Origin of the sequence: Enterococcus florum, from assembly GCF_004309355.1 — a bacterium.
Lineage (GTDB): Bacteria > Bacillota > Bacilli > Lactobacillales > Enterococcaceae > Enterococcus_A > Enterococcus_A florum.
Genome location: NZ_BJCC01000015.1, coordinates 25,305 through 39,199, shown reverse-complemented (window position 1 = coordinate 39,199; position 13,895 = coordinate 25,305). Strand labels below are relative to the sequence as shown.

General features: G+C 44.6%; 17 protein-coding genes. 12 read left to right on the top strand and 5 right to left on the bottom strand.

Translation table 11 applies throughout. From position 1 onward, the window contains the following. Positions 1-18: 18 nt before the first annotated feature. Positions 19-645, top strand: a complete 627-nt coding sequence (udk, locus tag NRIC_RS09860; RefSeq protein ID WP_146622543.1) for a uridine kinase — start codon at positions 19-21, stop codon at positions 643-645. A 109-nt stretch (positions 646-754) separates the two neighbouring features. Next, positions 755-2,116, top strand: a complete 1,362-nt coding sequence (locus NRIC_RS09855) for a DUF3329 domain-containing protein (RefSeq protein ID WP_227873780.1) — start codon at positions 755-757, stop codon at positions 2,114-2,116. A 65-nt stretch (positions 2,117-2,181) separates the two neighbouring features. On the opposite strand, the gene NRIC_RS09850 is transcribed toward NRIC_RS09855, so the two are convergent. The 3 genes from NRIC_RS09850 to NRIC_RS09840 all read right to left on the bottom strand — a co-directional run bounded on the left by NRIC_RS09850 (position 2,182) and on the right by NRIC_RS09840 (position 4,708). Beyond that, complete coding sequence (locus tag NRIC_RS09850; protein WP_146622541.1) at positions 2,182-3,000, bottom strand: TPM domain-containing protein; 819 nt, start codon at positions 2,998-3,000, stop codon at positions 2,182-2,184. A 1-nt stretch (position 3,001) separates the two neighbouring features. Next, positions 3,002-3,583, bottom strand: a complete 582-nt coding sequence (locus tag NRIC_RS09845; RefSeq protein ID WP_146622540.1) for a LemA family protein — start codon at positions 3,581-3,583, stop codon at positions 3,002-3,004. A gap of 114 nt (positions 3,584-3,697) precedes the next feature. After that, complete coding sequence (locus NRIC_RS09840; protein WP_146622539.1) at positions 3,698-4,708, bottom strand: acyltransferase family protein; 1,011 nt, start codon at positions 4,706-4,708, stop codon at positions 3,698-3,700. Positions 4,709-4,881: 173 nt separating this feature from the next. Here NRIC_RS09840 and NRIC_RS09835 point away from each other — a divergent pair, with 173 nt between their 5' ends. From NRIC_RS09835 to NRIC_RS09825, 3 genes are read left to right on the top strand one after another with little or no spacing between them, the layout of a single operon-like run. Then, positions 4,882-5,754, top strand: coding sequence for an alpha/beta hydrolase fold domain-containing protein (locus NRIC_RS09835; protein WP_146622538.1), 873 nt, complete (start codon positions 4,882-4,884; stop codon positions 5,752-5,754). Between the two features lie 13 nt (positions 5,755-5,767). Further along, positions 5,768-6,385: a TVP38/TMEM64 family protein gene (locus NRIC_RS09830; protein ID WP_146622537.1), complete on the top strand. Its 618-nt coding sequence runs from the start codon at positions 5,768-5,770 to the stop codon at positions 6,383-6,385. A 14-nt stretch (positions 6,386-6,399) separates the two neighbouring features. Further along, entirely contained in the window at positions 6,400-7,356 is a 957-nt protein-coding gene (locus NRIC_RS09825) for a Gfo/Idh/MocA family protein (protein WP_146622536.1), read from the top strand. A 464-nt stretch (positions 7,357-7,820) separates the two neighbouring features. On the opposite strand, the gene NRIC_RS09820 is transcribed toward NRIC_RS09825, so the two are convergent. Next, positions 7,821-8,102 carry a hypothetical protein gene (locus NRIC_RS09820; RefSeq protein WP_146622535.1) on the bottom strand — a complete coding sequence of 94 codons (282 nt, stop codon included), beginning with the start codon at positions 8,100-8,102 and terminating at the stop codon, positions 7,821-7,823. Positions 8,103-8,324: 222 nt separating this feature from the next. On the opposite strand from NRIC_RS09820, the gene NRIC_RS09815 reads away from it, so the two are divergent. The 3 genes from NRIC_RS09815 (at position 8,325) to NRIC_RS09805 (ending at position 10,510) form a co-directional block, all read left to right on the top strand. Continuing rightward, the gene (locus NRIC_RS09815) at positions 8,325-8,792 is read left to right on the top strand and encodes a hypothetical protein (RefSeq protein ID WP_146622534.1); all 468 of its coding nucleotides are present in this window, start codon (positions 8,325-8,327) and stop codon (positions 8,790-8,792) included. 61 nt (positions 8,793-8,853) lie between these two features. Beyond that, entirely contained in the window at positions 8,854-10,113 is a 1,260-nt protein-coding gene (locus tag NRIC_RS09810) for a flavin monoamine oxidase family protein (RefSeq protein ID WP_175580056.1), read from the top strand. Positions 10,114-10,135: 22 nt separating this feature from the next. Then, positions 10,136-10,510, top strand: a complete 375-nt coding sequence (locus NRIC_RS09805) for an iron chaperone (RefSeq protein ID WP_146622686.1) — start codon at positions 10,136-10,138, stop codon at positions 10,508-10,510. A 24-nt stretch (positions 10,511-10,534) separates the two neighbouring features. Here NRIC_RS09805 and NRIC_RS09800 read toward each other — a convergent pair whose 3' ends face one another. Beyond that, positions 10,535-11,269, bottom strand: coding sequence for an MIP/aquaporin family protein (locus NRIC_RS09800; RefSeq protein ID WP_146622532.1), 735 nt, complete (start codon positions 11,267-11,269; stop codon positions 10,535-10,537). Between the two features lie 219 nt (positions 11,270-11,488). On the opposite strand from NRIC_RS09800, the gene NRIC_RS09795 reads away from it, so the two are divergent. The 4 genes from NRIC_RS09795 to NRIC_RS09780 are packed head-to-tail and all read left to right on the top strand — an operon-like array spanning position 11,489 to position 13,740. Next, positions 11,489-12,118, top strand: coding sequence for a chloramphenicol acetyltransferase (locus NRIC_RS09795; protein WP_146622531.1), 630 nt, complete (start codon positions 11,489-11,491; stop codon positions 12,116-12,118). A gap of 55 nt (positions 12,119-12,173) precedes the next feature. Further along, positions 12,174-12,788 (top strand): DUF1054 domain-containing protein, encoded by a 615-nt coding sequence (locus NRIC_RS09790; protein WP_146622530.1) that lies wholly within the window; start codon positions 12,174-12,176, stop codon positions 12,786-12,788. After that, complete coding sequence (locus tag NRIC_RS09785; protein ID WP_146622529.1) at positions 12,785-13,006, top strand: DUF2829 domain-containing protein; 222 nt, start codon at positions 12,785-12,787, stop codon at positions 13,004-13,006. Before NRIC_RS09790 ends, NRIC_RS09785 begins: the two co-directional genes overlap by 4 nt. Then, a complete protein-coding gene (locus tag NRIC_RS09780) occupies positions 13,003-13,740 on the top strand; it encodes a 3-oxoacyl-ACP reductase (RefSeq protein WP_146622528.1) in 738 nt (245 codons plus the stop codon). Before NRIC_RS09785 ends, NRIC_RS09780 begins: the two co-directional genes overlap by 4 nt. Positions 13,741-13,895: the final 155 nt, after the last annotated feature.

Here is a 13,895-nt window from a genome sequence, read left to right as displayed (position 1 = left end):
TGAAAGAGGTTTTGATTCATGAAAAACAAGCCAATTATCATTGGTGTGACTGGCGGATCAGGAAGCGGAAAAACCAGTGTCAGTCGAGCGATCTACAATCATTTTCCCGATCACTCGATCATGATGCTTGAACACGATTCTTATTATAAAGACCAAAGCGGAATCAGCTTTGAAGAGCGATTGAAGACTAATTATGACCATCCTTTTGCTTTTGATACAGATTTGCTGATCGAACACTTGAAGCAACTATTGAATTATCAGACGATTGAAAAACCGGTATATGATTACGTAGCACATACCCGAAGCGATGCGGTCATTATCCAAGAACCAAAGGAAGTCATTATTCTGGAGGGGATCTTGGTTTTAGAGGATGAACGACTGAGAGAGCTGATGGATATCAAGCTTTATGTAGACACAGATGACGATATTCGTATCATTCGCCGGATTAAGCGAGACATGGAGGAACGCGGCAGAACATTGGATTCCGTGATTGAACAATATCTGACAGTCGTTAAGCCAATGTACCATCAATTTATCGAACCTACCAAACGCTATGCTGATATTATTATTCCAGAAGGTGGCGAAAACCATGTAGCCATTGATCTTTTAGCTACGAAGGTCGGGACATTTTTAAATCATGAGTAGCTTAAAGCAGCAGGACGAGGAGTCTTGCTGCTTTTCTATTTTCATGAAATGTGCATGGGAGTACTATACTTTTGTGCTAAAATATGTGTTATGATTATCGGGATTAACAATGAAAGTAGTGAGGAATTTGACCAAGAAAGTTTTTAGTCCTAAAGTAAAATTGTTTTTTTGTTTAGGATGTGTTTTTTTATTTATGCTGTTAATGAATCGTTATACACCACTGATGTATGATGACTATAGTTATTCTGTAAAAACGCAAAGCTTTTTTTCAATATTTAAGGATGAGTATCATCAGTACATGACTTGGACAGGCCGCTCAGTAGTTCATGTTATCTTACGTTTTTTTGCGAAGTTACCTAAGCCCTTTTTCAATGTGTATAATGCAGCCATGTTTACTATTCTTTTTTATCAAATGCTGCTATTGACGAAAATGAAGAAGATAGATGACATCAATCATTTGGCTTTTTTTAAAGTATTGACTATCTTTGCTACTATTTGGCTTTTTATACCGACTTTCTCAGATGTTTTTTTGTGGATGGCTGGTTCGGTCAATTATTTGACTGCGATGGTGATCATGCTGAGTTTCATTTTAGGATACCATCACTATATGTTTTCAAAGAACAAAAAAAGAGGAACTCCGACAAAGGTCATTGGTTTTTTTCTGTTGGGATTATTAGCCGGCTGGTGCAATGAAAACACTTCGGGAGGAACCTTAGTCATCGTTTGCGGATACGTATTAATAGCTTTGCTCTTTCAGAAAAGAAAAATCCAGTTATGGATGATTTCTGGCATTTTGGGAAATGTTATCGGATTGACATTCATGGTTATTGCACCTGGCAATGATATTAGAGCCACCTATTTTGACCGAAATAATTTGAGTTTTTTAGGTAAAATTTTAGATGCACTGCCGATTATTTCCGGTGGACTAAAAGACCATATCAGCATGCTGCTGTTTTTTACGATCGTTTTAATTGGATATCTGTACTGGAGTGAAGGAACAACACCGCAGTTTATGATTAGTTTGCTATTTTTTATAGGAGGGATTCTTACAGTTGGTGTGTTGCTGATTTCTCCAGCTGGAATCGTTTGGTCTCGCTCTTATTTTGGTGGAATCGTATTTATTTTGATTTCTTTTTACATCACCCTTTTCCATCTAGTTACACGAGCAAAAGAGACAGACAAGCTCTTGACTGCGATTGTCTCAGGTTATATCTTAACTTTTTTCCTGTTCTCTTTTACAGGAGAATTATCGAACATCTATAAGAACCATCTAGCGATCAACCGGCAAACGGAAGAAATAAAAATGAAAATCAAAGCTGGTGAAAAGGATCTTGTCATTGAACCACTCAAATATAAAGTAGAATCGAACTATGTTGCTTCAGACGAAAACGACATCAGCCCAGATAAGGACAGTGGTCGAAACAAAAATGTAGCAACCTACTTAGGTGTCCGCTCAATAAGAATCAAATAAACCAAAAAACGATCTCCCACCCGTCACGTATGACAGGATGGAGATCATTTTTTTAGTTTCCATAATTAAATACTGGAGCCACCGCCACCAGAGGAACCTCCGCCTCCGGAGAAGCCGCCGCCACCAAAACCGCCACCGCCGCCGAACCCGCCACCGGAAGATCCACCGCCGAAACCTCCCCACCACATGGTAGGAGGCCCGCCGCGATAACGTCCATTACGGCCGCCGCGACCGCCACCGCCGCCAAAAAAGACGAGCGCGAGGACTAAAAAGATAATCGGTACGATGATCTCAGACAAACCGCCCGAATCAGAATCGTTTTGAAGGTCATTCACTTCCTCTTGATCCAAGGCTTGTTCATCCGCGGGGTATTCGTAATTTTGGTCGATCAGGGTGGTCACACTGTTGAACACGCGCTGCAGACCTTGATTGATTTTCTCTGGGTCGTCAGACTTCAAGTTATCCTTGGAATACTGCAGAATATTATTAGAAACACTATCTGTAATGACCCCCTCTAGTCCATAACCTACTTCGATTCGGACGTTTCGGTTGCCGTCATTCAAGGCGTAAAGGATCAAGATCCCATTGTCTTCATCAGCATTTCCAATTTTCCATTTTTCAAATAGGTCTGGCGCATAGCTGTCAATATCATCGCCGCCTGTCGATTCGATCGTTGCGACGACGACCTGAGGCTTCTCAGGCTTGCCTTTATAAACCAGTCCCTTGTTTTCGATCAGGTCCTTCGTCTGATTGGACATGATGCCTAACTGATCATAGTAAAAATGGGAAGGAGCGTCTGGCAGGGATTCAGCATGTCCTGTCAGCGGCAGCCAGAAGACTGCCAAGAGCAGGAGTGAAAAGAGGCTCCAAAACCGTTTTTTCATCTTATTCACCAGAATTTCCAAAATCGACCTCAGGGGCATTTTCTGCGCCTGGTTGTGCTTCAAAGTAAGGTTTTTTACCTAGTCCCATCAGGTTTGCAAAGATATTTTTCGGGAAAGAAACGACTTTCTCATTATAGGTTTGAACGGATTCGTTGTAACGTTTGCGTTCAACTGAGATGCGGTTTTCAGTCCCTTCTAATTGCGTCATTAAGGTTTGAACGTTGTCATTTGAACGCAATTCAGGGTAATTTTCATTAATCACATTGATCAAGGTATTGACTGTTCGATCCAATTCTTGACTGGATTCGATTTTTTCTGAGTCGCTGGATGCACTCCCGTAAGCCTTACGGGCATCCGCAATATCGCCAAAGATTTTTTGTTCTTGGCCCATGCTGCCTTTGACAGAGTTGACTAAGTTCGGGATCAAGTCCGCTCGACGCTGCATCACATTTTCGACTTGACTCCAGCTGGCCTCTACCGATTGTTCTTCTTTGGCCAATCCGTTGTACTGTGTAACACCAAAAATTACCACTAAAGCAATGACGATTAAGGCAATGAGGCCGCCGCGCATTCCTTTTTTCATTTTCGATTCCTCCAATTTTATGCCGGATGACTTTTTCAAGTGATCCTTGTGCAATGATTTTATCACTAAACGTCTACAAACACCTAAGTCTAAGGATGTATCTTTAGAAAAATATCAACTTGAATCATTTTTTTTATCGGGCATGATAAAATGCAAAATGCGCGCCGTGGTCTTCTGCAGTACCGTCGTGACCTTGGGACGTGAGAGCAAATAGAGAATACCTAAGGAGCCTAAGACTAGCAAGGTCAATTGAATGACCGGCAGCTTGATATAATCAGTGAGCTGTACTAAAGGCGCGACCAGATAGATATGCAGCAGGTAGATCGCCAGAGTGCGCTGTCCCCAAGTCGAGAAAAGATGGGGCTTGTTATTGGCTAAGGTGATGAAAACAAAAACGAACGCAAAGCCCATACCATAAAGGAAAATGATCGTCAGTAAATTTTGCAGCAGCGGCACCGCAAAGGCATTGTACGCCCGATCCCGCCACAACAGCTCCGGCGGCAAATTGTTACTGGTCCATAAATATGCGGTCATGATGGCAAAAACAATAATGCCGATACTGATCAGCTTGCTGTGAGGAATTCGCCGCAGATTTTTGATCAATGTTTTATCTGTATAATAGCCAGCCAAGAAAAATGGGAAAAAGCCCAGTGTGCGTGCCATAGCCATGTAGGTCCCGAATTCAGTCAGGAATCCAGAAAAGATTCCCACGATAAAGCTGAGCAGCAGCACATAGCGGATCTTGACCAAGTCCGGCAGCATCAAACGCCAAATGAACATGCAGTATAAATACCACAGCGTCCAGCCGGGAGAGAGGATCGAGATTTCCTCAATTTTGCCCAACGCCAGCATGATGACACTCAAAAAGATATTCAGCAGCAAATAGGGGATCAAAAAGGTCTCTACCGAGGTTCGTCGGCCTTTTTCCAAGTTCTTTGAAAAATAGCCGGAAATGAAAATGAACACCGGCATATGGAACAAGTAAATAAAGACGTACAAAAATTGACCGACCTTGTTTTCCAGCCGGAAATACTCCAATGCGTGTCCTAAAACCACTAATAAAATCAAAATGCCCCGAATATTGTCGAAAAGAAACTCACGATTCGGTTTTGTGATCGTGGACACCTCCTTTGTTTATGCTAAAATGAATCAAAGACTGTTTTTTCTATTGTAGCATGCAGAAAGAAAAAATTCTTCTTATTCAGCGGAAGACCACTTGCTGATGCTATTTTTTTACGATCAGCTTCTGCAATGGGAAGAAAACAGCTAGCGAACGTCTATCTTTAGGAGGAAAACAGATGCGTTATTCAGCCAAATTTGTAAAAAGGGTCTTTAAAGTGATCAACATGAAAAAATTGGTTGGCATCACGATGATCGATCCGCCTAAACGAAAAAATATCAATGGCCGGCAGCTGAGCCGAACCGATATCCCGCAAAAAATCAGTCTGATCGACGGCCATGAAGTGATCACTTTACTGCCGCCGCATCCGACGAACAAGCATGTATTTTATCTGCATGGCGGAGGGTATGCACTTGAGGCTTCTCCATTCCATAAAAATGTGCAGGAACGCTTCGTCAAGCGCTATAACTTAAAGGTCAGCTATTTTGATTACCCTTTGGCTCCTGAGAATACCGCTCAAAAGACGTTGCCAGTCACAGAAGCTGCGTTTCGCAAGCTGGCGTATCTTTACCCGGATGACGAGTTTCGCTTGTTCGGCGACTCGGCTGGCGGCGGCCTGGCTATGAGCTTGGCCCAGCGGCTGAAGGAAGTTGAGTTTGACAAACGACCGAAGAAGACCGCACTGGCTTCGCCTTGGCTGGATGCCACCTTGAGCGATCCGCGAACCGATGCGCTGCAAGAAAAGGACGTTTTGCTGGAGAAGGAGCTGCTTTCTGAGGCAGGCGAGAATTATGCGGGAGATCTGCCATTAAATGATCCGATCGTTTCACCGATTTATGGAGAATTTGATGATTTAGGTGAATTGCTGGTGATCGCCGGGACAGATGAGATTTTGTACCCAGATGTTCTGCATTTGCAGCAGAGGGTTCAAAGTAGTCAAGGAACGACGATGACGATCGAGATCGTTCCCGGGATGATGCATGACTTTGTCGTCTATCCATTAAAAGAATCTGTACAATATGTAGATCAGATGGGCGAGTTTTTCCAGTAGGCAAGGAGGCACTATGGAACCAAAAGTCAAAACACACTCAAAATTTCTGCTTCAGCAAAAAATCATTCAGAGTCTTCCGGTGATCGGACTGACGGCGTTCATTCTTTTGCTGGTGTATATCCGTCATTCGGGAATGTTCGCCTCTCACGAGGATGTTCAGGCCTTCATTCGACAATTCGGCAGCTTTGCAATCGGGGCGTTTATTCTTGTTCAAGCGATCCAGCCGATTATTCCTTTTTTGCCGGGAGGGATTGCGACGGTCGTCGGAATGCTGATGTTCGGCAATATTCAGGGAATCTTATATAGCTACATCGGACTAGTGATTGGGGAAATCGCACTGTTTTTACTGGTTCGTCGTTTAGGGCCGAAATTTGCTCGACTGGTGCTTTCAGACAAGAATTTTCACAAATTCGAACATGCATTGATCGATCACACGAAGGACATTCGCCGCCTGTTGATCGTATGTTTTATTTTCCCCTTTTTACCCGATGACTTGATTTGTTTGGTTGCCGGGATGACCGATCTTTCGTTGAAGGAGTATTGCAAGATCATTCTGACCTTCAAGCTGTGGTCAGTGGCCGCTTACGGTTATCTGATCGTCTTTGTTTTGAATAAAACCACATTCTTTTAGAGGAGGACATCTGCATGACGATTCGTTATGGGATTTTAAGTACCGCTCAAGTCGTGCCGCGCTTTGTTGCGGGCGTGAGGGAAAGTATGGATGGAGAAGTGACTGCGATTGCGTCGCGGGAGCTTAAGAAAGCAGAAAAAATGGCGAAGGAGCTCGACATTCCGCAGGCTTACGGCAGCTATGAAGCGCTGTGCCAGTCAGAAGAAGTGGATATCGTGTATGTGGCTGTTTACAACAAAGGGCACTATGACGCAGCTAAGTTGGCTCTGGAGCATAATAAGCATGTTTTACTGGAGAAGCCCTTCACCATGACATTGGAACAGGCCGAGGAACTGTTTGACTTGGCTGAGAGCAAGCAATTGTTTTTAATGGAGGCACAAAAAGCTTTGTTTTTACCAATCACAGATCAAGTGGTCGAATTGCTGGAAAAAGGAACGATCGGAAAGATCCAGTGGATGGAAGCTGTCATGGCGTATCCCAATATTTATCATATCAGCTGGTTTTCATCGTTGGAAGCCGGTGGTGGGGTTTTAAGGGGTGCGGGGACGTATCCGTTGGAATACATGCAATTTCTGATGCAAAAACGACCGGATCAAGTGGTAGGAACGATGGTCTTTCCGCCTGACCAGTCCGATACCCAAGCCAATCTTTCCTTGACCTTTGACGATACCGTGGTGGGAACGATCTTTTTGACGGTCAAGCTGGATCTGCCGCCAGGCATCACGATCTATGGTGAAAAAGGTCAGATTCATATCCCGAATTTTTGGAAGACCAAGGAAGCTGAAGTTCTCTTTACGGACGGGCAAAAAGAGAAGATTCTGGTGGAACAGCAAAGCGAGTTCGTCTTCGAAGTTGAACATGTCAATGCTTGTTTGAATCAGGGCCGGTTGACCAGTCCGGTAGTGACCAAGGAAATGACTTTGGAAACTGTTAAGATTACCGCAGAAATGTATCAAAAAAACCAAAAGTAGTTGGTAAAGCAGTGTCCGTTGTGCTATAGTATGTCTCATGCGACGAGTCGAGTGGATCAGATGATCCTTCGATCCAGAGGCACACGAGTTTTCTCACCTGTCGGATTATACAGGGTGTCGGAAAGAAGCTTAGTGGACGAAGACTCTTTCTATCGCTTCGGCGGTACTGGAAAGCCCGGGATATCTTTCGAGATGTCCCGGGCTTTTTTATCATTAACGAAAGAATAAAATGCTTGAAACAGTCTATTGTCTTTTTAAACTAAAGCGAGTTTCTCTTTATTTCGTACATCCATAATCGCTTCCGCTCCAGCCACACTTGCTTTTTTCCAATCTTTAAATGAGTTAGAGCTGCGCAGGAATGCCTAGTCTTTTCGAAGTCTCAATGGCAGTTTCTTTCCAAATTGCTTGATAAATTTTTTCAGTATCTATAATTATGGTTATTTTATTCTTTTTCGAGTCATTCTCTAAAAAACGATCTTGCCATCAACAACATCATAGCTGTAAACCTTCACCTTTCCGCCATTCCAAAAATAAAGAGGTTTGTTTTCGTGCAGCAAAAGAATCGTGTAGAGGTTTTTCATCGCTAGCGGCGGCTTTTTGTTTTGGCGGAAAAAGACCAGGTTGTTTTCAATATCCGGCTTCGCAGTGGTAAAAGGCACAAGTCTGCCCTCCACCTTGGTATAGACACCGGTATATTTCATAAAAGGATTGACACTCAACTTTTTCAAAAACTCCCCAGCTTTCATTTTGCACCTCTTTCACGAACGGTTCCTTGACCAAAGTTTACCATTAGACTGCGGGTATTCACAATCGGATTTTGATAGTTTAAGCTGTTTAAGCAAATAAAAAATTCTGGACTTGAGCCATCACCAAGCAAGAATGATTGGAAAATTATTAAGAATATTGGCTGAAATGGTATCGCTCTCTTTTATCGGGTAAACTTAACCTAAAATGAATGAGGAGCGACCATGAAAAAAGCCGCGATTGTTCTTCCACTACTTTTGATGTTGATTGCTGGAGCAGGCTATGTGGGATACCAAATCTATTTGAGACAGATCCCTGAATTTAGTGAGCTGAGAAAGGTCATAAAAGGCATGACGGTTCAAGAAACGGAGCGTGTTTTAGGCAAGAGTCAAGAAACGATCACAGATGCGACCTATATCCGCAAGCGAATTGCGGAGGGAGAGAGTTTCTATCGATCGACAGATTCCTTCGGTTCGGCTCATACCAAGCTGATCCAGCACTATGAAGCCTTGGAAGAGGTGATGCAGGAAAACCCAGAGTCCGTCTCTATCCGCAAGTACCGTTACGCCATCAAAGATTTTGTCTCCCCTGTGAGAAACAACGAGAAAATAGAGTGGGTCATGACCTACGACAACTACGAAGAGATTTTCTTTGTTGAAGACAAGGTCTACCTTTCCAGATTTGGGATATAAGCTGTAAAATTGACTTTGACTTCCCTTGTTTTCTATGCTTAATAGAACAGGAGGGAGACTTATGGATAAAAAATTAGATGTAGTGGTCGTCGGAGCAGGTCTGGCTGGACTATCTGCTGGCCGAAACCTGCGGACGGCGGGCAAGACGTATGCGATTCTTGAAGCCCATGACCGACCGGGAGGCAAGGTATTCTCTGAGAAGATTGAAGGGCGCACTTTTGAGCATGGTCCGCAATTTGTCAATCGTGATATGACTGAAATCGTCGCTTTGGCCCATGAGACCGATCAATCGTTGACGCGAACAACGCTGGCAGAAAATGCGGTCTTTATTGATGAAAACAGACGGGTGATCGATCCGCTTTTGGCGGAGATTGAAGAGCGATTGACGGCAGCAGAAATACCGGAAAATCAATCAGTCAAAGAATTCACCCGAACACAGTTAAAGGATCCATACTTGGAAAAAGTAGCCAACAGTCTTTTTTCCGAGGAAATCACCAATGATTCGAACGAGGTCAGTCTGGCGTATCTGCTGGAGATGTCGGAGCGCTATCTGTCCAACAAACCTGAAAATGGCTTTCAAGTGGCGGGACAGCTTTCAAACATAACGGACTTTTTAGCGGAATTATCTGGCGAACGAGTGCATTATGGCGATCCGGTGAAGCAAATCAGCGGTACTGAAGGGGATTATACAGTTCAAACGGAAGAAGCCGTTTATCACACAAAGGCTGTAATCGTAGCCGTACCACCTACTGCAGCAAAGCGGATCACGTACAGCGATTCCCTACACGAGCACTTTGGAGAAGCGCTGTCCAGCTTTACGGATGGGGCGGTCATCAAATACACTTGGATTTATCAGGAACCGTTTTGGCATGAAACGGAAACGGAGAATGGCTTTAAAGCAGTGGGTGGAGTGGTTTCTGTGAATCAACCAGGAGCGGCGATCGCGGATTCCTCGACGGAGCAGGATACCGAAAGTCGTTTGACGACCTTTATCGGTGGAAAGACGGCTAAACAATATGCAGAAAAGAGCCCAGAAGAACGGTTTGAAATTGTTTTAGACAGTCTGGTGAACGCATTTGGGGAACCGGCCAAAGAGTATGTGACCGTCAAAGAGGCTGTGTGGGTGAACGAACCATACTACAGCGGCGGCTACAGCGATGCGTTAAGAAAAGATGGATTGAAGGATGCAGCGAAGATCTTACGGAATCCATATCAAGGAATGGTCTTTGCCGGGACAGAACTGGCGATCGGCTATCCAGGATTTATGGAGGGTGCTGTTCGTTCAGGAAAAGCGGCTGTACAGGAATTATTAGGTTCGTGATCAGAGAAAAGGAGGAATCATGATGGAAGAAGTTTATCGGAGTTTGGCAGGACTTGAAGAGGAAAAAAGAGAAAAAATGCAAGGCCTCTTTGAGTGGATTCACAAAGAATTTCCTCAACTGGAGCCCATAATCAAATGGAATCAGCCAATGTTTACGGATCACGGAACCTACATCATCGGCTTCAGCTTTTCTCGAAATCACGTTTCAGTCTCTCCTGAAGTCAAACCGATGCGTACATTTGCTGACAAAATCGCTGAGGCAGGCTATGACCAGACAAAAAATATATTTCGGATCAAGTGGCATCAACCGATTGATCATGCGCTGCTGCGGGAGATGATCGCGACAAACATCAATGAAAAAAAGGAGTATTCGAAGTTTTGGCGAACACCCGAATAAAAAAAGAGGCCGCGGCCTCTTTTTTTAAGCGATAAATAAGAATTTGTACAAGGCGATCGCTACGATGGACGCAACAATCGGTGCAGCAACAGGGACCCAAGCATATTCCCATTGGGAGCTGCCTTTGTATTTCAAAGGCAGGATAGTATGCATGATGCGCGGTCCTAAGTCGCGGGCTGGGTTCAGGCCAGGTCCGGTTGGTCCGCCAAGAGATGCTACCAGTGTCCACACCAAGAAACCTAAAGCAAAATGCGCAGTTCCCAGATTGTCTTGAAAGAAGGGGGCTTTGGTAATCCCAATCGCACCCATGAACAAAATAAAGGACCCGAAGAATTCATTGACGAAGCCGTTGAATTTTGAGCCGACACTGTTGATCGTAGAGAAAGTCCCTAAAACGTGAGCGACATTTTCTGTTTGATCATAATAAGGCTTGTAACAAGCGACTACGATCAATTGACCAACCATGGCACCTAACACCTGAGCAATAATGTAAGGCACGACTTCTGCCCAGGGGAACATGCCGTTCAAGGCTAAGCCGATAGTAAACGCGGGGTTGATATGATTTCCGCTGATTGATCCGAACATCATGGCAGGAATCATGACCCCACAGCCATACCCGACTGCAATCAGCATCCAATCACTGCCGTACCCTTTAGTCCCTTTCAGATCAACGTTTGCCACCGCACCGTTTCCCAGCATAATCAAAAGCGCGGTTCCGATAAATTCGGCTGCCAAACGCTGCATTAATGAAAAATCCATAATAGCCTCCTATGAAAATAATAATTGAAAGAATTCAGTAAAAAATCCACTGTATATCGTAGTCCTATTTCTTGTTTTTGACAACTGATAACCCTTCGCTCAAGCGAAACATCAAAAGGATGCAGGAAACCAGTTTTGCTTGACGATTTTTGGAGAAGTTTTCCGTTTCGCCTCTTTTGCATGGTATGATAGAAGACAACGAAATTAGGAGGAATGCCAATGGGAACCTATCAAGTGATTGATGAAAAGACGTGGAAACGGGCGCTGCACTGTGCTGTTTTTCGCGATAGTGTCGAACCGAATTTTTGTATCACCTATGAGCTGGACATCACAAATTTCTTGCAAAAGCTGAAGGAACAAAAGCATTCGTTTACGTTTGCGATGATTTTTGCGGCGGCAACCTGTGCGAATTCGATCGAGGAGTTCCGTTACCGCTTTGTCGATGGAAAAGTCGTTTTGTACGATCAGATCCACACCGCGTTTACTTACTTGAACCCGGAAACGGAATTATTCAAGGTAGTTAACGTGCCACTGACGGAGACACTGGCAGCGTACACGGCTTTAGCGAAAAAAACAGCCGAGGAGCAGGAAGCTTATTTTACCGGACCGTTAGGCAATGATGTCTTTCAATTTTCTCCACTGCCTTGGATCAGTTTTACTCATATTTCCCACACGATATCCGGCAAAAAAGACAATGCGACACCGTTGATCGACTGGGGAAAGTATCGGAAAAGGGAGGGTCGTATTATACTGCCATTTTCAGTCCAAGCACATCATTCCTTCGTTGACGGACTGCATATGGGAAAATTGGCGGCGGCCTTGCAGACGTATTTGGACACCTATGAATAGACCAGAGCGGGTATACGAGAAAAAACGATAGAATTTTTAACAGGAGGAACCAAACGTGTTTAATGAATCAAGTTTTGAAGTGTTCAAGATCGCAGGTTTGGATGATCGGATGGCAGCCATTCGGTCAGAGATCCAGCCAGTGTTTCAAGCGCTGAATGAGTATTTCAGTGCAGAGTTATCCAAAATGGTGGCGGATGAGTTCTTTATCCATATCGCTCAGCACCGCCGACGGACTACCCATGCTCCTGAAAATACGTGGTCTGCTTTGAGCCGCAAAAAGCGCGGGTACAAGATGGAGCCGCATTTTCAGCTGGGTATCTGGCCGGATTACGTGTTCATGTGGCTGTCCTGCATTGATCAGCCGAAAAACGAAAAGGCCATCGCTCAGAAAATGCTGGACCAGCCAGAAGTGTTCACTACGTTATCCCCAGATTTTAAGTTGTCTGGAGATCACACGAAGGAGACGGTGGAGGATTTTTCCCCAGAAGCTGTGGAAAAGCTGTTGATAAGATTTCGTGATGTGAAAAAAGGCGAGTTTCAAATTGGCCGGATCATTCTCAAGGACAGTCCATTGTGGGAAAAACCGGAAGAGGCCAAGGCGTACATGCTGGAAACCTATCAGCAGTTGATGCCGCTCTATCAAACCATTATTCAGGAGGCAGGACAATGACATTTGAAGCAATTTTACCCGAATTAAAGAAAGGTGCAAAGATCATTCGTGAAGGCTGGGGCGGTTTTGAGCTGTACGTGACTCTGGTTGAGGGAGAGGTCTATCAGGATGCGCCGGTTACGCCGTACTTTTTGATCAAAACATCCGACGAAGGTTTTTCCAGCTTTGCCCCAACGGTTTGCGACATTTTGGCCGATGATTGGAAGCTGGTAGAGTGATCGAGTATTCAGAATTTTCCGGGAAAACCGTAGTGGTTTCAGGTGCTGCTTCCGGTATCGGCCAAGCACAAGCGGAAGCTTTTTTAACCCAGAAGGCGACGGTGATCGGACTCGATCAACAGCCGATGACAGCAAAAGAACGGTTCATCCCATACCAAGTGGATCTGAGTGACTATTCACAGGTGGCTGAAGTGGGAGCGGCCATTTTAGCAAGATATCCTCATGTGGATATCTTGATTAATACGGCAGGTATTCTGGATGATTATCTGCCCACGTTATCCACAACTGAAGAGCTGTGGATGAAAATTTTTCAAACGAATGTCACCAGCATTTTTCGCCTGACCAATGTATTTTTGCCGCACATGCTGGAGCGGAAATCTGGGGTCATTATCAACATGGCCTCGATTGCCGGCTTGATTGCGGGTGGAGGCGGTGCTGCTTATACGATGGCCAAACATGCGGTGGTCGGCTATACCAAGCAGTTGGCTTTGGACTATGCAGCAGAAGGCATTCGGGTGAATGCGCTGGCACCGGGAGCGATCAAGACACCAATGAACGCTGCGGATTTTGCCGGGGATGCCTCGATGGCTGAATGGGTCGCCAAGGAGACCCCGCTGAATCGTTGGGCAGAACCGCAGGAGGTCGCGGCGGCCACCCTATTTTTGGCCAGTGAAGCAGCCAGTTATCTACAGGGTGTCGTTTTGCCTGTGGATGGCGGTTGGTTATTGAAATAGGAGATGTGTGGATTTTTACGCACGTCTTTTTTTTGTGTCCGAATGTTCTTTTTTGTGGAAAAAAAGTCGAAAATTTCTTCGAGGTTACAGTTTGACATCACCGCCTGAAAACCTTTCTGTGATTGACTTGGTCTTCAACTTCAAGGTACGGTTAA

Bases quoted from the DNA above. Each gene is read 5' to 3' on its own strand.
- NRIC_RS09845 (WP_146622540.1), bottom strand. From the start codon at position 3,583: ATGAAAAAAGGAATGCGCGGCGGCCTCATTGCCTTAATCGTCATTGCT.
- udk (WP_146622543.1), top strand. From the start codon at position 19: ATGAAAAACAAGCCAATTATCATTGGTGTGACTGGCGGATCAGGAAGC.
- NRIC_RS09795 (WP_146622531.1), top strand. From the start codon at position 11,489: ATGGGAACCTATCAAGTGATTGATGAAAAGACGTGGAAACGGGCGCTG.
- NRIC_RS09850 (WP_146622541.1), bottom strand. From the start codon at position 3,000: ATGAAAAAACGGTTTTGGAGCCTCTTTTCACTCCTGCTCTTGGCAGTC.
- NRIC_RS09800 (WP_146622532.1), bottom strand. From the start codon at position 11,269: ATGGATTTTTCATTAATGCAGCGTTTGGCAGCCGAATTTATCGGAACC.
- NRIC_RS09820 (WP_146622535.1), bottom strand. From the start codon at position 8,102: ATGAAAGCTGGGGAGTTTTTGAAAAAGTTGAGTGTCAATCCTTTTATG.
- NRIC_RS09830 (WP_146622537.1), top strand. From the start codon at position 5,768: ATGGAACCAAAAGTCAAAACACACTCAAAATTTCTGCTTCAGCAAAAA.
- NRIC_RS09805 (WP_146622686.1), top strand. From the start codon at position 10,136: ATGGAAGAAGTTTATCGGAGTTTGGCAGGACTTGAAGAGGAAAAAAGA.
- NRIC_RS09855 (WP_227873780.1), top strand. From the start codon at position 755: ATGAAAGTAGTGAGGAATTTGACCAAGAAAGTTTTTAGTCCTAAAGTA.
- NRIC_RS09785 (WP_146622529.1), top strand. From the start codon at position 12,785: ATGACATTTGAAGCAATTTTACCCGAATTAAAGAAAGGTGCAAAGATC.
- NRIC_RS09835 (WP_146622538.1), top strand. From the start codon at position 4,882: ATGCGTTATTCAGCCAAATTTGTAAAAAGGGTCTTTAAAGTGATCAAC.
- NRIC_RS09815 (WP_146622534.1), top strand. From the start codon at position 8,325: ATGAAAAAAGCCGCGATTGTTCTTCCACTACTTTTGATGTTGATTGCT.
- NRIC_RS09810 (WP_175580056.1), top strand. From the start codon at position 8,854: ATGGATAAAAAATTAGATGTAGTGGTCGTCGGAGCAGGTCTGGCTGGA.
- NRIC_RS09825 (WP_146622536.1), top strand. From the start codon at position 6,400: ATGACGATTCGTTATGGGATTTTAAGTACCGCTCAAGTCGTGCCGCGC.